Annotated in this window: 20 protein-coding genes; 12 read left to right on the forward strand and 8 right to left on the reverse strand. The window is 38.0% G+C overall.

Annotated features, from left to right (window positions below):
- Nucleotides 1–44: 44 nt before the first annotated feature.
- The 3 genes from FHT21_RS15315 to FHT21_RS15325 all read left to right on the forward strand — a co-directional run bounded on the left by FHT21_RS15315 (nucleotide 45) and on the right by FHT21_RS15325 (nucleotide 4,043).
- On the forward strand, nucleotides 45–887 hold the full coding sequence (locus tag FHT21_RS15315) for an isoaspartyl peptidase/L-asparaginase (protein ID WP_167295659.1): 843 nt from the start codon (nucleotides 45–47) through the stop codon (nucleotides 885–887).
- A 29-nt stretch (nucleotides 888–916) separates the two neighbouring features.
- A complete protein-coding gene (locus FHT21_RS15320) occupies nucleotides 917–1,606 on the forward strand; it encodes a hypothetical protein (RefSeq protein WP_167295660.1) in 690 nt (229 codons plus the stop codon).
- Nucleotides 1,607–1,877: 271 nt separating this feature from the next.
- Nucleotides 1,878–4,043: a carboxy terminal-processing peptidase gene (locus tag FHT21_RS15325; RefSeq protein WP_223833437.1), complete on the forward strand. Its 2,166-nt coding sequence runs from the start codon at nucleotides 1,878–1,880 to the stop codon at nucleotides 4,041–4,043.
- A gap of 64 nt (nucleotides 4,044–4,107) precedes the next feature.
- Here FHT21_RS15325 and FHT21_RS15330 read toward each other — a convergent pair whose 3' ends face one another.
- From FHT21_RS15330 to FHT21_RS15340, 3 genes are all read right to left on the reverse strand, one after another.
- Entirely contained in the window at nucleotides 4,108–4,944 is an 837-nt protein-coding gene (locus tag FHT21_RS15330; RefSeq protein WP_347878500.1) for a helix-turn-helix transcriptional regulator, read from the reverse strand.
- A 122-nt stretch (nucleotides 4,945–5,066) separates the two neighbouring features.
- Nucleotides 5,067–5,960 (reverse strand): SDR family oxidoreductase, encoded by an 894-nt coding sequence (locus FHT21_RS15335; RefSeq protein WP_167295663.1) that lies wholly within the window; start codon nucleotides 5,958–5,960, stop codon nucleotides 5,067–5,069.
- Between the two features lie 197 nt (nucleotides 5,961–6,157).
- Nucleotides 6,158–7,090: an SPFH domain-containing protein gene (locus FHT21_RS15340; RefSeq protein ID WP_167295664.1), complete on the reverse strand. Its 933-nt coding sequence runs from the start codon at nucleotides 7,088–7,090 to the stop codon at nucleotides 6,158–6,160.
- Between the two features lie 176 nt (nucleotides 7,091–7,266).
- Between FHT21_RS15340 and FHT21_RS15345 the strand changes: the two genes are divergently transcribed.
- Nucleotides 7,267–9,309 (forward strand): M13 family metallopeptidase, encoded by a 2,043-nt coding sequence (locus tag FHT21_RS15345; protein WP_167295665.1) that lies wholly within the window; start codon nucleotides 7,267–7,269, stop codon nucleotides 9,307–9,309.
- Between the two features lie 116 nt (nucleotides 9,310–9,425).
- Complete coding sequence (locus tag FHT21_RS15350) at nucleotides 9,426–9,611, forward strand: hypothetical protein (protein WP_132395471.1); 186 nt, start codon at nucleotides 9,426–9,428, stop codon at nucleotides 9,609–9,611.
- A 20-nt stretch (nucleotides 9,612–9,631) separates the two neighbouring features.
- Here the strand turns inward: FHT21_RS15350 and FHT21_RS15355 are convergent, their stop codons facing one another.
- The 3 genes from FHT21_RS15355 to FHT21_RS15365 all read right to left on the reverse strand — a co-directional run bounded on the left by FHT21_RS15355 (nucleotide 9,632) and on the right by FHT21_RS15365 (nucleotide 11,895).
- Nucleotides 9,632–9,814 (reverse strand): hypothetical protein, encoded by a 183-nt coding sequence (locus tag FHT21_RS15355; RefSeq protein WP_086548182.1) that lies wholly within the window; start codon nucleotides 9,812–9,814, stop codon nucleotides 9,632–9,634.
- Between the two features lie 235 nt (nucleotides 9,815–10,049).
- A complete protein-coding gene (locus tag FHT21_RS15360) occupies nucleotides 10,050–11,147 on the reverse strand; it encodes a CapA family protein (protein ID WP_167295666.1) in 1,098 nt (365 codons plus the stop codon).
- A gap of 190 nt (nucleotides 11,148–11,337) precedes the next feature.
- Nucleotides 11,338–11,895, reverse strand: a complete 558-nt coding sequence (locus FHT21_RS15365) for an NlpC/P60 family protein (protein ID WP_029274974.1) — start codon at nucleotides 11,893–11,895, stop codon at nucleotides 11,338–11,340.
- Nucleotides 11,896–12,389: 494 nt separating this feature from the next.
- On the opposite strand from FHT21_RS15365, the gene pdhA reads away from it, so the two are divergent.
- The 7 genes from pdhA (at nucleotide 12,390) to FHT21_RS15400 (ending at nucleotide 20,388) form a co-directional block, all read left to right on the forward strand.
- Nucleotides 12,390–13,385, forward strand: coding sequence for a pyruvate dehydrogenase (acetyl-transferring) E1 component subunit alpha (gene pdhA, locus FHT21_RS15370; RefSeq protein ID WP_167295667.1), 996 nt, complete (start codon nucleotides 12,390–12,392; stop codon nucleotides 13,383–13,385).
- Between the two features lie 30 nt (nucleotides 13,386–13,415).
- Nucleotides 13,416–15,053, forward strand: coding sequence for a dihydrolipoamide acetyltransferase family protein (locus FHT21_RS15375; RefSeq protein ID WP_167295668.1), 1,638 nt, complete (start codon nucleotides 13,416–13,418; stop codon nucleotides 15,051–15,053).
- Between the two features lie 140 nt (nucleotides 15,054–15,193).
- The gene (locus FHT21_RS15380; protein ID WP_167295669.1) at nucleotides 15,194–16,972 is read left to right on the forward strand and encodes a DUF885 domain-containing protein; all 1,779 of its coding nucleotides are present in this window, start codon (nucleotides 15,194–15,196) and stop codon (nucleotides 16,970–16,972) included.
- 201 nt (nucleotides 16,973–17,173) lie between these two features.
- Nucleotides 17,174–17,725, forward strand: coding sequence for a cupin domain-containing protein (locus FHT21_RS15385; RefSeq protein ID WP_167295670.1), 552 nt, complete (start codon nucleotides 17,174–17,176; stop codon nucleotides 17,723–17,725).
- A gap of 68 nt (nucleotides 17,726–17,793) precedes the next feature.
- Nucleotides 17,794–19,023, forward strand: a complete 1,230-nt coding sequence (locus tag FHT21_RS15390; RefSeq protein WP_167295671.1) for a serine hydrolase domain-containing protein — start codon at nucleotides 17,794–17,796, stop codon at nucleotides 19,021–19,023.
- 282 nt (nucleotides 19,024–19,305) lie between these two features.
- Entirely contained in the window at nucleotides 19,306–19,611 is a 306-nt protein-coding gene (locus FHT21_RS15395) for a YbaB/EbfC family nucleoid-associated protein (RefSeq protein WP_167295672.1), read from the forward strand.
- 99 nt (nucleotides 19,612–19,710) lie between these two features.
- Nucleotides 19,711–20,388, forward strand: coding sequence for a metal-dependent hydrolase (locus tag FHT21_RS15400; RefSeq protein WP_167295673.1), 678 nt, complete (start codon nucleotides 19,711–19,713; stop codon nucleotides 20,386–20,388).
- A gap of 318 nt (nucleotides 20,389–20,706) precedes the next feature.
- Here FHT21_RS15400 and FHT21_RS15405 read toward each other — a convergent pair whose 3' ends face one another.
- Both FHT21_RS15405 and FHT21_RS15410 read right to left on the reverse strand, forming a co-directional pair.
- Nucleotides 20,707–21,048 (reverse strand): hypothetical protein, encoded by a 342-nt coding sequence (locus FHT21_RS15405; protein WP_029274964.1) that lies wholly within the window; start codon nucleotides 21,046–21,048, stop codon nucleotides 20,707–20,709.
- A 106-nt stretch (nucleotides 21,049–21,154) separates the two neighbouring features.
- A complete protein-coding gene (locus tag FHT21_RS15410) occupies nucleotides 21,155–22,024 on the reverse strand; it encodes an energy transducer TonB (protein ID WP_167295674.1) in 870 nt (289 codons plus the stop codon).
- Between the last annotated feature and the right edge of the window lie 3 nt (nucleotides 22,025–22,027).

Here is a 22,027-nt window from a genome sequence, read left to right on the forward strand (position 1 = left end):
TCTTGCTACTTAATACTTGCTCTTAATACTACAATACTCAAAAAATGAAACTAATCATACATGGTGGCTTCTTCAGCGAATCAGCTACCAACCAGGAAACAAAAAAGGCTAAACAAGATGCTTTAGCCTTGATTGTTACGCTCGGACACGAATATCTAAAAACACATACTGCTTTAGAAACCGTGGTTTATACTGTTGCGCTGTTAGAAGACAACGAGCTTTTTAATGCAGGTATCGGATCCCAGATCCAAAGCGACGGAAAAGTGAGATTAAGTGCCGCGCTAATGGATGGTAAAACTGAAAAATTTAGTGGTGTAATTAATGTAGAGGATGTTAAAAACCCTATACAAATTGCACAAAACCTGCTAGCGTATGATGATCGGGTGTTAAGTGGTGCTGGAGCCCAGCAATTTGCAAGAGCAAATGGATTTGAATATTTTAATCCGATTACCCCGCAGCGCCAATCAGAATATGAAACTAAATTAAACCAAAAGAACAATAAAGGAACGGTAGGCTGTGTAGCGCTCGATGCAGATGGGAATTTAGCAGCAGCAACCTCTACAGGCGGAAAAGGATTCGAAATCCCTTGTAGGGTTAGCGATTCTGCAACCGTGGCAGGCAATTACGCCAATCAATATGCAGGTATTTCTTGTACCGGAGTAGGGGAAGATATTGTAAGTGGTGCCTTAGCCGCTAAAATTGTAACCCGCGTTACTGATGGCTTTTCTTTAAAGGAAGCATCAGATAAATCTTTTACCGAACTTAAAGCTTTTGATGGCTTTGCAGGCATTGTAGGCATATCTGCAGCAGGAGAAGTTTACCATTGCGACTCGCATCCTTACATGGTTTGGGCATCTTTTGATGTTAATTTACAGGTATTTAGCTGAAATTAGATTTAAAGTATTATTTTTGTTGCATGACCAAGATTGTATTGGCTTTAATTGGCCTTTTTGCATCATTACAACTACAAGCTCAAAATATAGATAAATCTGAGCCCCAAGAACCTAATGGTAGTGCTATAAATATAGCCGTATCTAAATTTGATTTGGAGGATGGGAATTCTTTTTTTGAGGAAGCAGAAGATTTAGAGCGAAAAGGCGATTACAATGAAGCCCTCACCTTATTTGGCAAAGCCGCTTTCGAGTATAATGCCGTAAAAAACTTTAATCGGTACGGACAGGCTATTATCAAGATGAGTAGTATGCATTATCAACTTGGTCGTTTCACTGATGCAGAGCAGATTCTTTTAAACGTAGCCTTAAAAAACTACGCTAAAACCGGGAACAAAGCCGGAGTAATGAACACCTATAACCTTTTAGGCAAAGTTTATCTGGCCAATACCAAGTATACCCAATCGATGTGGTTCTACACACAACAAGGTATTCTCGCAAAACAGTTAAAAAGCAACAACGCTTATATCGAATCTATTTTAGGCATTGTACAGGTTAAAATTAAAAAGAAAGATTTTACGCTTGCGCTGAGGGATCTGAAATCTGCCGAATGGCTGGCCAACTCCATCAAAACCACCCAGTATAAAACGCAAATTAAAGATGCCAGGGAAATGATTGCCAGCAAAACCACCAATAAAAAGGTAAACCCAAGCTAATTTAAATACTTATTTTCCGCTAAAACTTCCTACATTATTGACAATTATAGCCTTTAAAGGTCTGTAATTGGTCAAATTTTGGGCATCGAACAAAACAAAAAATAACGCTCGACGTTCTACATAAGAAATTGTTAAATAAAAAGCTTTTAGTTAGATTTGATAAAGTTTTAACAAGAGACGGTAATAATGCTGTCTCTTTTTTGTTTTTTTGCTAAAATGGTATCATATTGGCTATATAGAATTGGAAATGGATTTTAAATCATTTAAAGAGATGTTAAAGAGAATATTTTTTGTAATTTTTACTGCGGCAGTACTTGCTTGTCATGCTGCACCTAAAACTCAGCCTATGGTTGAAGGGGTTACCAATGTTAAACCTGATGAGCAGCAACAACTCGTTATAAAAGAGGTTGTAAATTTAATTGAGAGTTATAATTATAAAAAAATTCAGATTAATGATTCTATTTCTTCGATCATTTTAGATAAGTACATCAAGTCGCTAGATCAGGGCAAAAATTACTTCCTGGCATCGGATATTAAGGAATTTGAGAAATACAGATATACCTTGGATGATGATTTTAAAAATGGCGATCTAAGCGCTCCGTTTTTCATTTATAATGTTTATGCCAAGAGATTAAATGAATACTTCACCTATTCTCTAGCCCAGATTAAAACAAAATTTGATTTTAATCAAACCGATACCTATGTGTATGATAGAGAGAAGCAACCGTGGGCAACTTCTTCTGCAGCATTAAACGATACCTGGAAAAAACGTGTTAAATACGAATTGATTAACCTAAATTTAGCTGGTACGACCGAAGCAAAGAATGTAGAAACATTAACTAAACGTTATCAAAATCTACAGTCGCAAACTTCAAAAACCAATAATCAAGATGTTTTCCAGATTTTAATGGATGCTTTTACCGAATCGATTGATCCGCATACCAATTATTTTAACCCAACTAATGCAGCAGCATTTAACGAAGATATGTCTCGTTCTTTCGAAGGCATTGGCGCCCGTTTACAATTGGAAAACGAGGTGGTTAAAATTTCGGAAATTATTGCTGGTGGACCTGCGTTTAAAGGTAAACAACTAAGTGCTGGCGATCGCATTATTGCTGTAGCCCAAGGTGATGGAGAATTTGTTGATGTAGTAGGTTGGAGATTAGATAACACCGTATCGAAAATCAAAGGTCCGAAAGGAACCAAGGTGCGTTTAAAAGTAATCCCTGTGGGAAAAGAAATGTCATCTAAGCCAGTAATTATCGAATTAGTTCGTGATAAAATTGTTTTGGAAGAAACATCTGCTAAGAAAAAAGTTAAAACCATTAACAGTAATGGTAAAGATTATAAAATCGGAATTATTACTTTACCAGCGTTCTATGCTGATTTTAAAGCGGCTAACGCAGGCGATAAAAATTACAAAAGTACCACGCGCGACGTTAGAAAATTAATCGACTCGTTAAAAACTTACGATAAGGTAAATGCAATAGTAATGGATTTACGTGGAAATGGTGGTGGTTCATTGGTTGAAGCCATATCATTAACCGGTTTATTTATCGATAAAGGGCCTGTTGTTCAGGTAAAAGACTTACGCGGTAAAATTGAAGTAGATGAAGATGAAAACAGCGGTGTAGCTTGGGACGGCCCTTTTGGTGTAATGGTAGACCGTTTAAGCGCATCAGCATCGGAAATTTTTGCCGGTGCAATACAAGATTACGGACGCGGAATTATTATGGGTAGCCAAACCTATGGTAAAGGTACCGTTCAATCTTCGATCGATTTAAATAAATTGGTAAACCCAAGTATGCTGCAAAGGGTAGCAGGGTTAATCTCGAAAGATAAAACTGTTGGAACATCGCCTAGCAGTGCTAATCCTGCAGATATTAATTTAGGTCAGATCAATTTAACCATGGCTAAATTTTACCGCGTGGCAGGTAGCAGTACACAACATAAAGGGGTAACACCTGATGTTGTTTTCCCTTCTATTTACCCAATGGATAAAATTGGTGAAGATACAGAGCCATCTGCTCTGCCATGGGATGTTATTCCAAGCTCTAACTTTAAAGCAGTAGCCAATCTGGCTCCTGTTAAAGCGCAACTGATTAAAAATAGCGAACAGCGTATTGCAAACTCGTTGGATTTTAAATACCTGAAACAGGATATTGCAGACCTTAAAAAACGTGATAGTGAAGTTTCTGTAACCTTAAACGAGGCAAAACTTAAAGCAGAGCGCGATGCACAAGAAACTAAAACACTGGCCAGACAAAATGAGTTAAGGGCATTAAGAGGATTACCAGCCATTAAAAAAGGAGATAAAATTACCAAGCAGGATGCTTTCGATTTTATTGAAGATGAATCGTTAAAAGTAATGGGTGATTTTATGCAACAATCTGGCAACTATGTGATGAATCTGGGTGTAACGGCACCTAAACTTTAACAAAAGAAATCTATATATCTATAGCGAGCTATCTAAAATAAGATAGCTCGCTTTTTTTTATTTTTCAATTAAATGATTGTCTAAATGCTGAAGGTGTAAGGTTTGTTTTGGATTTGAACAACTTAGTAAAGGATTGTAAATGTTCAAAGCCAAGGGCATAAGCAATTTCACTAACAGAAAGATTTGTTGTTGAAAGCTTCTCTTTTGCTAAATCAATCAGTTTCTGATGTAAATATTGTTGAGTGTTTTGTCCGATAAGTGTTTTCAACAGTCCGGATAGATATCCTGGTGAAACGTTGAGTCTTTCGGCGACGTAAGTTACTGTTGGTAACCCTCTATTGCCAAGATCATCGTTTTCAAAATAGCCTTTAACAACACGCTCTAATCGATCGAGCAGCTGATGGTTGATTGCTTTACGTGTAATAAATTGACGGCCATAAAAACGTTGTGCATAGTTGAGAAGTAGTTCAATTTGCGCGATCACAACATTTTGAGTAAAATGATCGATATTGTTATTGGTTTCATTTTTAACCAATTTGGCGATCGAATTAAGTACTGCTTCTTCAGCTTCAGAAACATGTAAAGCCTCAAATAGCGAATAACTAAAGAAGTCATAATCCTTAATTGTTTTGGCTAAATGTGTCTGCCAAAGTAAGTCAGAATGGAAAAGTATCATCCAGCCAGTTGGACGATGGGTTTTATCCTGATCAATTTCAACTGTAAAAACCTGCCCTGGAGCCATAAAAAACAATACACCATCATCAAAATCACTCATTTGTTGCCCATATTTAATTTTCGCATCAGGAACACGTTTGAGCGCAATGGAGTAGAAATCAAAAATTATTGTTTTTGATCGGCCATCGAATGGCATATTAACCTCCTCCATATTATCGAATGGCATATTAACCTCCTCCATATTAATGATACTAACTAAGGGATGACCTGGTTTAGGCAATCCTGCAAGTTTATGGTATTCTGATATTGTTTTAAAACGATAGCGGTTCGAAGGTTCCATGATACAATTTACTTAAAATAAACTCCCTGCTCCAAATCTTGAATCAAACTGGAATATTTAGGCTCCCAATTTAAACGTTCCCTGGTTAAGTGCCCAGAAGCTGGTCCATCTATACTGACGAAATGTTCAAACCAACCAAAGTGCGCAGCTGCTTCTTTTTTAGATATAGAAACAACAGGTAAACTGAGTTGCTCGCCAATGGCCGCAGCTATTGATTTAAGGGTTATTGATTCTTCAGTTACCCCGTGAAAACGTGCTCCTGACGTAGCTTGCTCTAAAGCCAACCTGTAAAGTTTCGCCGCATCAAGCCGATGAATACCTGTCCATCGGTTTTCTCCATCACCAACATAAGCCGATGAACCCGTTTTGCGGGCGATATCAATCAGCATCGGTACAAAGCCATGATCATCACCTTCACCGTGTACAGATGGCGATAAACGAACCACTGACACTCGAATATTTTGAGAAGCAAGTGCATCAACTGCCTTTTCCGAAGCAAGCCTAGGATTCGCGCCATTATAATTGGGTAACATATCTTCTGTGGCCAATATACCAGGATTAACCACAAGAGTTCCAGAAGTTACAATAAAGGGTTTATTGGTTCCTGCAATTGAGTTCCCAATGGTTTCTATTGCAAGTCTATCAATTTCGCAAACTGCTGCGAATCGGGAAAAATCATGAATAAAGCCAGTATGAATAATACCATCAGCTAGCTTTGCGCCCTCCTGTAAACGCTGTAAGTCTTCCAAATCACCTTTATGTACTTGAGCCCCAGCAATTACAAGCGCTTTTTCAGCCGCCTCATTCCTTGCCAAACCCAAAACCTCGTGACCTGCGCTAATTAATTCTTTTACTACCGCTGAACCGACAAATCCGGTTGCGCCTGTTACAAAAACTTTCATTATAATTAATTTTAAATGGTGTACAACAATTAAGCATCGATCTGAAATAAATCGCATCTCATCATCACTCAAAATTCAATTAATTTTATAAAAACAATTTAGGCTAATCAATTCTTCATTTAGCCAAAACGAATAGTTGACGCAAAAAAAAAAGACTGCTGCTATGCGCAACAGTCTTTTTTGTATGAAAAATACTTCTAGCCCTTCTTCGGAGGGTTCTGACCCAACTGCATGGCCATCATTTCTTTCATGGTTTTATTCATTCCCTCGGTACTACCATCTAAGAAAATGATATTACCCTCGCCATATTCTGCAAATTGTTTAATGGCTTCTGTCCACATGGTGAAAAGAATTACCGATGTATCAAGGTTAGCTTGTTGCATTTCATGCGCAGCATTGGTCATACCTTTTGCAACCTCTTCCCTAAACAAAGCAATACCTTGTCCACGAAGTTGTGCAGCCTCGCGCTCTGCTGTAGCGGCAATTTTAATCGCATTACCATCCGCTTCGGCAGCTTTGGTTTTGGTAATCAATAATGCCTGTCCTTCATTCTCAGCTGCTGCTTTTAAGTTGTTCGAAGCCACTACACGACTCATTGAACGCATAATTTCTTCATCAAAGGTAATATCATTCAATTGAAGGTCCTGAAGATGGTAACCCCATCCATCTAAAACCTGATCGATCTGCTCCTTAACATGAAGCACAATTTCGTTACGTTGTGCCAATACATTTGCCTGCTTTTGTGTAGCAACATATGCCCTAATCGAACCTTCAATAGTCCTGATTAATGCCTGCATTAAGTTGGTAGCATCTACAAACTTAAAAGCTACATTTTTGATCGTTTCTTCATCCTGATTCACAACAGAATACAATAGCATCGCCTTAAAATATACATTGGCCTGATCTTGTGTTACCGCTTGAAACGACAGCTCTACCGAGCGGTTTTGAATGGAAATACGAGAATAAATCTGCTCAATTAATGGAATTTTAAAATTTAAACCTGGCCTTAACTGGCGGCGGTACTTACCGAAAACGGTTATCACCGCAATGGTGCCCTGTTTAACAGTAACAAAGGAGCTCAGCAGGATGATAAATCCTACAACAGCTATAATGTAAATGGTGTATTGCATAATTAGATTTTTTTATGAAGTTATAAAAAATTCATACAAACTACATCAGGCATTTTGTAGCTTTAGCTTTTCTAACTAACTTATTTACAATGAAACCATCATGATTTTTCAAACCACGTAGTGGGATGAACAAATCTGATCGCTTCATCACCTTAAAAAAAACAAATTATAGACAGATGAAAATTAAATTATTTCTTCCGGCGGCAGGCGTTTTGCTATTTGCGGCGTGCCAGAATAAGAGCCATCAAGAAACCGATACGGTAAATGCACGTACCGAATTTTTCGATAAGGCTGGCATGGATACCACCGTAAAACCCGGCGATAACTTTTTCCTGTATGCCAATGGGAAATGGATGAAAAACACCGAAATTCCTAAAACTGAAACAGGCTGGGGTTCTTTTTATATGTTATATAATGATAACCTAAAGAATCTGAACAGCATCCTCGAAAACGCTTCAAAAGCTAATGCAGCTAAAGGAAGTACCGAACAGAAAGTTGGCGATTTCTATACCAGTGGAATGGATACCCTTACCATCGAAAAGTTGGGCATCGAACCTATAAAACCACTCTTAAATAAAATAGAAGGGATTAAAAATGACAAGGATTTAATCAATTTTGTTGCCGACGGCTATAAAAACGGTGAGGGAGATTTATTGGACTTTGGCGTAGAACCGGATGATAAATTAAGTACCAAAAATGCTTTATCATTTACGCAGGCCGGTCTTACCCTGCCAGATCGCAGTTATTATTTAGAACAAGATGATAAGGCAAAAAAAATCAGAGCCGAGTACATTAAATACATCACAAAAATTTTTAACCTGTCAGGCGATTCAGCGAATGCGGCTAAATATGCCGACAATATTTTAAAACTGGAAACAGCAATTGCACAATCGCATTCAACTCCAGTACAACTACGCGATCCACAGAAAAATTATAACAAAATGACGGTGGCTGACTTTCAAAAGCAGACCCCGAACATTGAGTGGAAATCTGTTTTAAGTAAACTGGGCGCAAGCACAGATACGGTTATCGTTAGGCAGCCAAAATATTATCAAACCTTGTCATCCCTGATAAAAAGCCAGCCTATCGAAATCTGGAAAGAAAAATTAAAGTTTGATGCTTTAAACAGATCGGCCAATGCCTTTACCAAAAAATTCAGAGATGCTAAATTCGCTTTTTTCTCTAAAACACTTTATGGTCAACAAGCACCAACAGAAAGATGGAAAGCCATTGTAAACGCCACCGATCGTAATTTAGGCGAGCTTTTAGGCCAATTATATGCCGAAAAGTATTTCAAGCCTGAAGCTAAAGAGCGTATGTTAACCCTGGTAAACAACTTACAAAAGGTATACGCAGAAAGAATCCAGAAGGTAGACTGGATGACACCAGAAACCAAAAAGAAAGCTTTAGAAAAGCTAAACGCATTTATCAAAAAAATCGGCTATCCTGATAAGTGGAAAAAGTACGATGATGTTGAGGTTTCTAAAAGCACCTATTATGCAAACCTTCAGTCGGCAAGTAAACATGCCTACAAAGAAATGATGGATAAACTGGGCAAAAATGTAGATAAAACAGAGTGGGGAATGACTCCACCTACTGTTAATGCCTATTACAATCCGTCTTTCAACGAAATTGTTTTCCCTGCCGGAATTTTACAGTTCCCTTTCTTTGATTTTGCCGCAGACGATGCTATTAACTATGGTGCTATAGGTGCAGTAATTGGTCATGAAATGACACATGGTTTTGACGATCAAGGTCGCCAGTATGATGCAGTAGGCAACTTAAAAGAATGGTGGACCAAAGCCGATGCTGATAAATTTAAGATCAAAGCTGGTAAAGTAGAAACATTTTACAATAACTTCTCGCTGTTGGATAATCAGCATGTAAATGGCTCGCTAACCTTAGGTGAAAACCTTGCCGATATTGGTGGATTAAACATTGCATACGATGCTTTTAAGTTAACTGAACAAGGAAAAGGTGATAAAAAAATTGATGGTTTTACACCTGATCAACGTTTCTTTCTAAGTTTTGCGCAAGTATGGAGAATCAAATCCCGTGACGAAAGTATGCGTGTAAGATTAAAAACAGATCCTCATAGCCCGGAGATGTTCCGTGTAAATGGCCCTGTATATAATATGGAAGCATTTTACAAGGCATTCAACATTCCTACTACGGCGAAAATGTATATTGCTCCAACAAACCGATTAGGGGTCTGGTAAATTATCTTTTTATCTAATAAATAAAAGCAGCCCATCCAGTTAATGAGATGGGCTGCTTTTTTGGTTTAAAACAAAAGCGAGAATATTTTGTCTTACTCATATTAAAAGATAACCTTATGAATGTAAAACGCACTTTTGGAACTATATTAACCATTCTCGGAATAATCGGTTTAATTTACGCAGGCTACGGCTTTGTAAACCACAGCCAAAACACAAGGGGATTGATGGTTTATGGCATCATCGGACTTATATTCTTTGTGTCAGGAATTGGTTTGGTGAAGAATACGAAGGACGAAAGCTAAACTAGGCTTTTGCCACCATACTATTGCTTTTTTTTATGTTTGATGATCTGGTACTGGCTAAAAGCAACCAGGCAGCCCGCCAAGATAATAATTCCAGCAGACAATAGGTTATCAGGGTTCTGATTGATGTAGTAAGCTGCTGCCAATACTAAAATTGCAGCTGCAATACCTATAATATAATGAAGTATTAATCCTTTTTTCATCCGTATATCATTATTAATTTATTGCTCATTGTTTTCAATGGCATTCATGAGCTCGCAAAAGCCTGGTTTGTTCTTAAGTTGATTAAACGATCAGACTTTTCAGCCAATGTAAATGTTTTTAACAGTATTCAAGAAGACTTGAGCCGTTTATTCAGACCACTGTGCGGTTTGAAAAATCATGATGGTTTCATACAACAAATATTCTGAAATAAAACGAGATTGATGTCGCAGAAGATTAATCTTTTAAACTGATCCTGTTGTCGGCAAATTTCAACTTATGGCCAGTGAAATCAGCATCTGTTAATTCTCTGATCCGTTTAAAAGCACTATGATTAACATCCAGGGTTAAACGGTTAATTTTATCCTGCTTAACTGAGGTAATATCCGCATATAGAAAATCGCCTTTCGCATTTATTTTTAGCTGAAGCAAAGGCGCAATACCGTTATTACCTTTTAAACTGAACATCCCATAGGTACAAAAATTGCCCAAACTATAAGCGATGAATTTATTTTTATAAACTTCAACGGCTCTTGTTACATGCGGACCATGCCCCAGCACCACATCGGCCCCGGCATCAATAACTGCATGTGCAAAGGCATAAACATTGCCCCTGTTCTCCTTATAAAAAATCTCATTTTTGCGTGGAACATGCTCAAACCTTGCACCTTCACCTCCACCATGAAAAGAAACAATCACAATATCGGCCATTAATTTTAAACGGGCTACTAAAGCCTTCGCACTATCAATCTTATTAATCGACACCGTATTCTCATTCGGGGCAAAAGCACAGAACGCATACTTTATACTGTCTTTTTCAAAAACTTCAAAAGGTTTGTTTACCTGTCCGGCATAATGGATTTGTAGCGAATCTAAAATCCTTGCTGTATTTTTTCTCCCTTTTGCATCAAAATCGCCAACATGGTTATTGGCAATGCTCAAGACATTAAATCCTGCCTCCTTGTATATCCCGGCATAGTGCTCTGGCATTCTAAAAGCATAACAGTTGTTCGGATTAATGCCATTACATTTGTTCGAATTACCTGAGTTCAGGAAGCAGCCCTCTAAGTTTCCAAAAACAATATCTCCTTTCAACAAACTATCAACCGCCCGAAAGCTGTTTACAGCATCATCAGGGGGCAGGTTTGTTTTAGAAGGAAAAGCAGAGCCGAGCATAATATCGCCTACAGCGGTAATGGATATGGTATCCTTTATTTTTTTGATCACCGTGTCTTGTTTGGCTACAGGCGCAGTAACCTGTGCATTATTGCTTGTGCAACTAATTAAAATAATTAGGGTAAAAGGTAAGATTAGGATGTTATTGATGAACTTCATTAGGCGTTTATTGTAGTCGTCATCCCAGTTGGAACATAGTGGAACGGAGAGATCTATCTCGACTACGTTTCACTCCGCTCGAAATGATGGACTGGAGTTGTGTTAAACAAAAAATCCTCCGAAAATTTCTTTAGGAGGATTCTATATTTTTAATTAACGGTTAACTGAAAATAGTTAACTGCTAACTGATTTATTCTACAGTGAATTCTTTCTTAAACGATTCTAAAACGCGGCCGCCCTTGTAAAAATAACGGCTGTAATAAGGTTCGTTAAGGTTGCTGATTACCACACCACGAGAACTTGATGCATGTGCAAATCTGTTATCGCCCAGGTAAATACCAACATGTGAAATACTTCTGCTTTTAATCTTGAAGAAAACTAAATCGCCTTCTTTTAAATCTTCTTTTGATAATGGATCTACCATGCTGAAAATATCGCGTGAATTTCTTCGAATGGTGGTGTTGAAAACTTTATCGTAAATCGCTTTGGTAAAAGCCGAACAATCGATTCCTCTTTTGGTGTTTCCGCCATAGCTATAAGGAGTTCCGATCCATTCGTAAATAAACTTGTACAGTTTTAAATTCGAAGTCGCATCTACCGCAACGCCCATAACCTGCGAAAAATATTGGGATGCAAGGTTATCAGGATCATTTAATTCTTTACCAGATTCTTTTGTTTTTGTTTGCGCAAATGCGGCTGAGAGCGTGCAAATAGCAATTAGAGTAGAAAACAAAAATTTTTTAATCATGTTATACAGTTATGTTTGGGTATTCACTTACACATTAACGTACACCACATGGGCTTATTGTTGGTTGCCAAAAGTATTAATTATACAAATGTTATCCAAATGTTAGATGTTAAAAAACGAAAGTTATTAACATTTTTATTTTTCATCCATCATTTTTACTTATAAACACCTCCTAAAAATTATCTTTTCTAAAAAAACGATTTAATTCAATATTCTAAACAGGAATAAATTTGCATTATTTTAAATTATGGAAATAAGCACTTATACAGAATTAAATTTTAGAATAAATTGATTCCATATTATGATAAAGGGTGTTGATTTAATTATAAGAAATCGCTGTTAAACCGATATCAGTAACCCAGGTTTATATTTAATTGTAAAACAACTGTTAAATCTGATTACAACCCTAATACTATGATGTTTTTACACTAAAAAGTGCCAAAAATTACAATAAAAAAATTAGATTTGCTGTCGCAAAAAACAAATACCCTAAAATGAGTGCAGTAGAAATAAATAAAGATACCTGGTTAAAGTGGTTCGAGTCGATGTTGCTGATGCGCAAATTCGAAGAAAAAACTGGCCAGTTATACGGACAACAAAAAATACGTGGCTTTTGTCATTTATACATTGGACAAGAAGCTGTAGTTGCAGGCGCAATATCTGCAATGCAAAAAGGTGATTCAATGATTACAACATACCGTGACCATGCTCATGCTTTAGCTTTAGGAGTTAGTGCCGATAGTATTATGGCAGAAATGTATGGTAAAGCTACAGGTTGCTCTAAAGGTAAAGGCGGTTCAATGCACATGTTCAGTAAAGAGCATAACTTCTATGGTGGCCATGCAATTGTTGGCGGTCAGATTCCATTAGGTGCTGGTGTTGCTTTTGCAGAAAAATACAAAGGAACTGATAATGTTAATATTTGTTATATGGGCGATGGTGCTGTGCGCCAGGGTGCATTAAACGAAACTTTCAACATGGCCATGCTCTGGAAATTACCTGTTGTTTTTGTTTGCGAAAACAATGGTTATGCAATGGGTACTTCAGTACAACGTACGACCAACATGACTGATATTTATAAAATAGGTTTAGGTTTCGATATGCCATGTGCACCTGTTGACGGTATGGATCCGGTTGCTGTACACAATGCAATGGACGAAGCGATTCAACGTGCACGTAAAGGTGAAGGACCTACCTTCTTAGAAATGAGAACTTACCGTTACCGCGGTCACTCAATGTCAGATCCGGCAAAATACCGTACCAAAGAAGAGTTAGAAGATTATAAAGCAAAAGATCCGGTTGAGCACGCAAGAGAAACTATTCTTAAAGAAAAGTATGCAGATCAGGCCTGGATTGAAGAAGTAGAGGCTAAAGTAAAAGCAATTGTAGATCAAGCAGTAAAATTTGCTGAAGAATCTCCTTGGCCTGATGCATCTGAATTATATAAAGATGTATATATGCAACAGGACTACCCTTACGTAACGGACTAATATTAATAAGATTTCAATTAATTAGATATAATGGCTGATGTAATTAAAATGCCCAAAATGAGCGACACCATGACCGAAGGGGTTTTGGCAAAGTGGCATAAAAAAGTGGGCGATAAAGTGAAAAGCGGCGATGTTTTGGCAGAAGTAGAAACTGACAAAGCAACAATGGATATGGAATCTTATTGGGATGGTACACTTTTATACGTTGGTGTAGAAGAAGGAACAGCTGTTCCTGTTGATGCTATCATGGCCGTTATTGGTAAAGAAGGCGAAGATTATAAAGCAGCATTAGAGGCTGAAAAAGGCGCAGAAGCTCCGAAAGCAGAAAGCACCGAAGCCCAAAAAGCTGAAGAGAAAAAAGAAGAAGCCGCACCGGCTCAGGGTGGTGGCTTAAGCGAAGAAGAATTAGCTGCAAAAGGTGTTACGGTTATCCGCATGCCTTTGTTAAGCGATACCATGACTGAAGGCGTTATTGCCGAATGGCATAAAAAAGTTGGCGATAAAGTAAAAGACGATGATGTTCTTGCTGACGTAGAAACCGATAAGGCAACTATGGAAGTAATGGGCTATGCAACCGGAACTTTATTGCATATTGGTGTAGAGAAAGGTGCCGCTGCAAAAGTGAACGGAATTATTGCTATCGTTGGTCCAGAAGGAACTGATGTAAGCGGAATTTTAGCAGGAGGCTCAGCACCAGCTCCAAAAGCTGAAACTGCAGAAGCACCCAAAGAAGAAAAACAAGCTACAAACGCCAATACAAATGCACCTGCTCCAGTTGCAGAAAGCGCTTCTGATAGCCGTGTTAAAGCATCTCCTTTGGCCAAGAAAATTGCTAAAGATAAAGGTATCGATTTAGCGCAGGTTGCAGGTAGTGCAGAAGGCGGTCGTATCATTAAAAAGGATATCGAAAACTTTAAACCAGCTGCAGCTCCAGCTGCTGAAAAAGCTGCTGCACCAGCACCAGTTATTCCGCAATATGTTGGTGAAGTTAAATTTACAGAAGCCCCAGTTTCGCAAATGCGTAAAGTAATTGCAAAACGTTTAGCAGAAAGTTTATTCACTGCGCCACATTTCTATTTAACCATAAGTATTGATATGGACAGTGCGATAGCTGCTCGTACGGCTATTAACACAGTTGCTCCTGTTAAGGTTTCTTTCAACGATATCGTAATTAAAGCGGTTGCCGTTGCATTGAAAAAACACCCTGCTGTTAATTCATCGTGGGGTGGCGACAAAATCAGGTTTAACGAACACACCAACATTGGTGTAGCTATGGCCGTTGAAGATGGCTTATTGGTACCAGTAGTCCGTTTCGCTGATGGTAAATCCCTATCACACATCTCTGCAGAAGTAAAAGATTTTGGCGCTAAAGCAAAAGCTAAAAAATTACAGCCAGCAGATTGGGAAGGCTCTACTTTCACCGTTTCTAACTTGGGTATGTTTGGTATTGACGAATTTACTTCAATTATCAATTCTCCTGATGGTGCAATTTTATCAGTAGGTGCAATACAACAAGTTCCGGTGGTTAAAAACGGTGCTGTTGTTCCTGGTAATGTTATGAAATTAACTTTAGGTTGCGATCACCGTGTGGTTGATGGCGCAACCGGAGCACAATTCTTACAAACATTAAAAGGTTTATTAGAAGAGCCAATCAGGTTATTAGCATAGTCAGTTAACAATTCGCAGTTTTCAGTTCACACTGACTACATATTAAAGCCATCTTAAAGGATGGCTTTTTTGCGTTTAAGGCTTTTAGTAAATGGCAACTTAATTTGTTATTTTTGATTAAGGATCTTTAAATAGAACAAATGAAAAAAATATTTCTTTTTACTGCTTGCATTGCTTTCTTATCTGCCTGTAAGCAGGGAGCCAAATCTGATTCAGGCTCAGAAAACAAAGCCTTTGCCAATATGTGCGAGCAATACTACCAGGATGGGTTAAAAATTAACCCAATTAATGCCACTTATATTGGTGATGAACGTTATGACGACCTCCTGCCAAATGATGGTTCACAAGCTTATCTTAAGGAATACAAAGCATTTAACCAACGTTATCTCGACAGTTTAGGCAAGTACGATAGGGAAGGCCTGAATGACAATGACAAACTCTCTTTTGATTATCTTAAAGACCAGCTAAGCATCAATTTAGAGGGATTAAAATATCATTCAGAATACCTTCCATTTAACCAGATGTTTGCTCTACCCTTAACCATTGGTCAGTTAGGCTCGGGCACAGGAGCACAGCCATTTAAAACGGTCAAAAATTATGAAAACTGGTTAAAACGCGCTACCGCCTTTTCCGTTTGGGCCGATACAGCAATTGCCAACTTTAAAAAAGGTGAGGCCGCAGGTATTGTTTTACCTAAGGCTTTGGTCGTTAAAATGATTCCGCAAATGCAGAGTATGGTGGTAACCGACCCTAAAAAAAGTTTGTTCTATGGCCCTATCAATTCATTACCAGCAAATTTTTCTGCAGCAGATAAACAAAGATTAACAGAAGCATACCGAAATGCTATCACTACTGTTATTGTACCAACTTATAAAAAACTGGGCGATTTTCTTCAAAACGAGTACCTGCCTAAAGCAAGAACTACGTCTGGCTGGTCTGCCATGCCAGGCGGCCTGGAGTGGTATACTTATCTTGTAAAACAACAAACTACCACCAATAAAACGCCCGAGGAGATTTATCAGACAGGCTTAAAAGAAGTTGCCCGAATAAAAGGGCAAATGGATAGCATCAAAAACTTAGTGGGCTTTAAGGGCGATTTGAAAGCTTTTTTCGAATACATGAAAACGGATAAAAAATTCATGCCTTATAAAACACCAAAAGAAGTTTTAGCGGCTTTTGAAAATATCCACCAGCGTATGAAACCCAATTTGAAAAAGATGTTTGATGTAGAGCCCAAAACCCCTTTCGAAATTCGTCAAACAGAAGCCTTCAGGGCAGCATCTGCCAGTGCAGAATATAACCAGGGTTCGGCTGATGGGTCTCGTCCAGGCATCTTTTATGTGCCAATTTTAGACGCTAAAACATTTAACACCACTTCAGGGATGGAATCTCTATTCTTGCATGAAGCAATACCTGGTCACCATTACCAGATTTCTTTAACCCAGGAAAATAAATCGTTACCTAATTTCCGCCGTTTCGGTGGTCATAACGCCTATGTAGAAGGCTGGGCGCTCTATTGTGAGTCATTAGGTAAAGAGCTGGGGTTATACCAGGATCCATATCAGCATATGGGAGCTCTGGGTGATGAAATGCACCGGGCCATTCGCCTGGTGGTTGATGTGGCTATTCACACCAAAAACATGACGCGCGAGCAAGCCATTAAATACATGACTGATAACGAAGCCATAAGCACTGAAGGTGCAACAGCAGAAATTGAGCGTTATATGGGTATACCTGCACAAGCTTTAGGCTATAAAACAGGTGCAATGAAAATAAGGGAATTGAGAACCAAGTATGAGAAAGAATTAGGTCCGAAGTTTAAATTAGCAGCTTTTCATACTGCAGTTTTAAAAGATGGATCTTTCCCTTTATCTGTCTTTGAAGCTAAGATGGATGCTTGGGCAGAAAGCCAGAAATAGAACTATTCGTCTTTGCGAGGAGGAACGACGAAGCAATCTTAATGCGATCGCGAATAGCAGCAGTATAAGATTGCTTCGTCGGCTGAAAAAGCTTTCTCGCAATGACGACCACTTCTATACAAAATATAAATCCGCAGGAAACCATCCAAATCTTTAAACCCTTTGCCAATTACTTTGTTAACTATTAAAACATCCCAAATCATGGACAAAGAAAAATTGATTCAAGAAGCCTACCTGGTTGCGCATAAAATAGAGGAGAATGGCAATTTTCCTAATAACCCTACTTTACCCTTAATGATTTACAAAGGTACGTTCAGGTTGCACCCTGATGATACTGAAGAAGCAATCAAAAGGGTTTTCACGCAAAACGGATACACCAATGCCTGGATAGATGGCATCTTTGATTACCATCATTATCATAGCAATACTCATGAAGTAATGGGCGTATTTTGTGGCAAAGCCGATGTGCAGTTTGGAGGTGATCATGGTGTTTGTATAGAGCTGGATAAAGGTGATGTCATTATCATCCCTGCAGGTGTAGCGCATAAAAAGCTGAATTCAACTGATGACTTCACTGTAGTTGGGGCATATCCAAATGGCTTAGATTATGACATTAAATATGGCAAAGCAGAGGAGCGGCCCGAAGCAGATGAAACCATAGCTAAAGTGAAAAATCCAGACAGCGACCCTGTTTACGGAAGTAAAGGTCATTTATTTGAATGCTGGTACAACCAAAATTGCGAAAATGTGTAAAACTCTTTCGTTTTAACCGTCTAAAATTCTTTAATTTTCGGGTTTTAAATACACCATCCCCAATATAAATGAATTTTCGATATATATGTTCAGCATTAGCCCTCTCTGTAACTTTACTAACCGCTTGCTCAAGCAAAAAATCTGAAGAGAAAAAGGCGGCTGAAAAAAAAATCCGCACTAAAGACGACGACAAAGCAGATAGCCTGTTACTGGTTTATAACCCACAAAAAGGCGATAAATGGATAGCTGATTTTGTAGATAACCTACACCGAAAATTCGGTTTCAATGGAAACATGCTGGTAGCCAAAGATGGAAAAATTCTTTACGAAAAAGCCATAGGTTGGGCCGATTACCTGCACCGTGATAGTTTAACCATCAATTCAGAATTTGAGCTGGCCTCGATTACCAAAACCTTTACCGGTACAGCTATTATGCAATTGGTAGAGGCAGGGAAACTTTCATTGAACGATAATGTAAAAAAATTCTACCCTAATTTTCCGTATGATGGCATAACAGTGAAATTATTGCTTTCTCACCGCAGTGGCATGATGAACTATGTTTATTTCATTGACGATATCTGGCGTAAGGAAAAACGCAATATGAAAAAAGGTGTAACCAACCAGGAAGTAATGAATGTTATTGCAGAGCGGAAGCCAAACCCATACACTAAACCAGATAACCGTTTTCATTATAACAACTCAAACTTTATGGTTTTGGGGGCTATTATAGAAAAGGTTACCGGACAGCGTTATTCACAGTATATGATGGAACATGTGTTTAAACCTGCCGGATTAAAACATACACACGTATATAGCACCACTGAATATGAAAAAATTCCTGTTGATGTGGTTGGTCATGACCGTACCTGGAGATATTCTGTTGCACAGAATTTTTTAGACGGCCCAGTTGGAGATAAAGGCATTTATAGTACTGTACACGATTTAGTATTATTTGATAAATACCTGAAAAATGGGAGGTTATTAACTAAAAAAAGCCTAGATTCTGCATATGTAGGTCGTAATAAACCTGTTAATGGTCATTTTAACTATGGTTATGGCTGGAGGATGTTCGATGGCGAAAAGATGGACAAAGTAGTTTACCACACAGGTTGGTGGCATGGTTTTCGCCATATTTATGTGCGGGATTTAGATAAAAATATTGTGATTATATTTTTAGGCAACCTTACTAATGGAAGTTTGATGCATCTTGACGAACTTTATAAACACTTCAATATGCCTATTATCCGTAAAGGTGCTTACCATGGCAACGGCAGTTTACCGGGAAGTGATGAAGATTAATTAATATATTTAGACTAAAGGAAATCAGTATTTTACTTTAAGGTTTTTGATAGAAAAATAATATTTATTTTTTTGACTTAACAAGATGTTAACCGACACTAAGGGAGCAGGGTTTAGTTTCTTAGCCCCGAGCGAAGCGGCATCCCTATAGCGCAGCGAAAGGATATAGCGAAGAACGGGAACAAATGTTGATAGGGTTGCTGTACCTGCGCTTCAAAAACAAATATTTCTTTTAGTAAAACAAATTATCCTAATTTCATTTTATAATAAAAACAACAAATTATGTTCGACAAATTATTTGCGGCTCAACAAAAAGCCGAAGAAATTAAAAAACGTTTGGATACCATCTCGGTATTTGGTGAAGTTGAAAATGGCGCAATAAAAATTACCGCTACCGCCAACAAAGCCATTACCGGAGTTTCTATTGATGAAGAGTTTTTGAAAAATGCTGATAAGGAAGAATTAGAGGAACTTTTATTAACTGCTATTAACAAAGCGATGGCAAGCGCCGAGCAAGTTAGTGCAGCAGAAATGCAGGCATCGGCACAGGATATGCTAGGCGGCTTAGGCGGTATGTTTGGCCAATAAAAACCATTAGAAGAATCAACTGTTATACTTACAACAATCAGTCTTAACACTCGATTCTCAGATCTTGCTACTTGTTATTCAAATCTAGATACTGTTATTATGAAATATACTTATTACGGCCAATCATGTTTCTTACTGGAAGCAGCTGGCAAAAAATTACTATTCGATCCGTTCATATCACATAATCAATTAGCTAAAAATATAGATATTAAAGCCATTGAGGCTGATTATATATTGGTAAGCCATGGCCACGGCGATCATGTGGCCGATCTTGTATCCCTGGCAAAACAAACCCAGGCTACGGTTATAGCCATGCCAGAAATTATTGATTGGGTTTCGAAACAGGGCATAGAAAAAGTGCATGGAATGAATTTTGGTAAAGTTACTTTCGACTGGGGAGTTGTACGCATGGTACCAGCTACACACTCATCGAGTTTACCAGATGGAAGTTACGGTGGAAATCCTGCTGGTTTTGTACTTGAAGTAGGCGGCAAACAGATTTATTTTGCGGGCGATACGGGCTTAACCATTGAGATGAAAGTTTTGGCTGATATTTACAATCTGGATTATGCCATCTTACCGATTGGCGGGAATTACACCATGGATGTTGATGATGCTTTAATTGCGACTAAATATTTCGACTGCGACAATGTAATCGGTGTGCACTACAATACTTTCCCTGTAATTGAAATTGATACACAGGCTGCGTTAGATAAATTTAAACGCGAAAATAAAACCTTATTGTTGCCAGAAATTGGAGAGACGATAAGTTTATAGTTTAATGCGAATTACAAATCCTCCTTTCAAAGGGCCGTGATTTACAATCACGGCCCTTTGAAAAACACCTTTTAGATCATTTACCTAATATGATCGTCATGCTGAATTTATTTTACAAGTAGAGGTAGTATTTTCAAATGTTTTGTAGCTACTACGTGGTCAGCATCTTTCCAGCTAATAAAGCCCTAACCTGTAGCAGAACGGAAAGCTACGCAGTAAAATGAATTCAGGGTGACGACACCAATATTTTAAGATTTCTTAAAACAAAAAAGGGCCTCCGATTTTCATTGGAGACCCTTTCAAATTATAAACCTGAACCTAATTCTTTTTAGCGGCAGCTTTGTTTGCTTTATAACGCATATCTGCTGTACCGTCTTTTTTAGTTGGACCAGCAACTTTAGTTACTGCTTTTGCTTTATTTTCTTTAAAACGCATATCTGGCGTACCATCTGCTTTTACTTTAGCAGCTGTTGTAGTAGTTTTAGTTTCTACTTTTTTAGCCTCTTGCTTTACGCCTGCTTTAACAGGTGCTGTTGTTGTTTTTACTTCTTTTTTTACAACTGTTTTAGCTTTAGCTGCAGGAGCAGTAGCTGGTGTTTGAGCAAATGCTGTTGTTAAACCAAATGCTGCGATTGCGATTAAACTCAATAACTTTTTCATGTTTTTTTCGATTTTTGTTTTACTCGTTTATTTGTTGGTATAAAATTGATTAATCGGGATGAAGTTTTTATGAAGATAACAAATATTTTTATTTTTTGTGATACAGCTACCTTAAAGTAAAATTAACATTGATGTTGTACGATACGGCTATGGGATTACCAAATAATGTACCTGGAATCCAGTTTGGCGATTGCTGCGTAACTCTGATGGCCTCTTCACTTAAACTTACACTAGGTGATGAAATAATTTTAATATCTTCTATTGCGCCAGTTTTATTTACTGTGAATGATAAATAAACTTTCCCTTGGGTTTTAGCCCGATGATCTTCCACAGGATACCTGATATTTTTGCTCAGATATACATAAAATTGCTTCATGCCTCCCGGAAAAGACGGCTCTGTACTAACATCGCCTTTGGCTACAGGTTTACCGTCTATATCTAGATATGCACTATCGGTTACTTTATTTTTACTGTCGTACTCTTCTTTAAGCGCCAAGTTGCCGTTCTCGTAAAGAATCTTCCATTCGCCCAGTTTCTTTCCATTGTTATAATTGCCGCTTATTTTTGTAGCGCCATTTTTCCAATAGGTGGTGTATGCTCCGTTAAGCCTATCCTCCTGGTATACTTTGGATTCCTTTGGCTTACCATCAAGGTCAAAGCTCGTCCACAAACCTGTTTTTTTATTGTCGAGATAAAAACCCTTCAATGAAACTTTTTCATTGTTATACTCTTGATATTCGCCATTCAACGTTTTCAGTTTTTTATCGGTGAAAGTTTCCGTTTTAACAATAGCGTGTTTGGCATTAAAGGTTGTTTTGATCCAAACACTATCCTTTCTGTAAACTTTATAAGTTTCACCTGTTTTGGCTACCGCTTTGGTATAATCGCCAAAACTATAGGTTATTAAGGTGTCGCTTTTCTGCGCAAATACATTAATCGAAATAAAACTGAGTACGATGATTAAGGTTCTTTTCATCAC

The sequence above is a fragment of the Pedobacter sp. SG908 genome, from assembly GCF_011759615.1.
In the GTDB taxonomy this organism is placed as follows: Bacteria; Bacteroidota; Bacteroidia; order Sphingobacteriales; family Sphingobacteriaceae; genus Pedobacter; species Pedobacter riviphilus.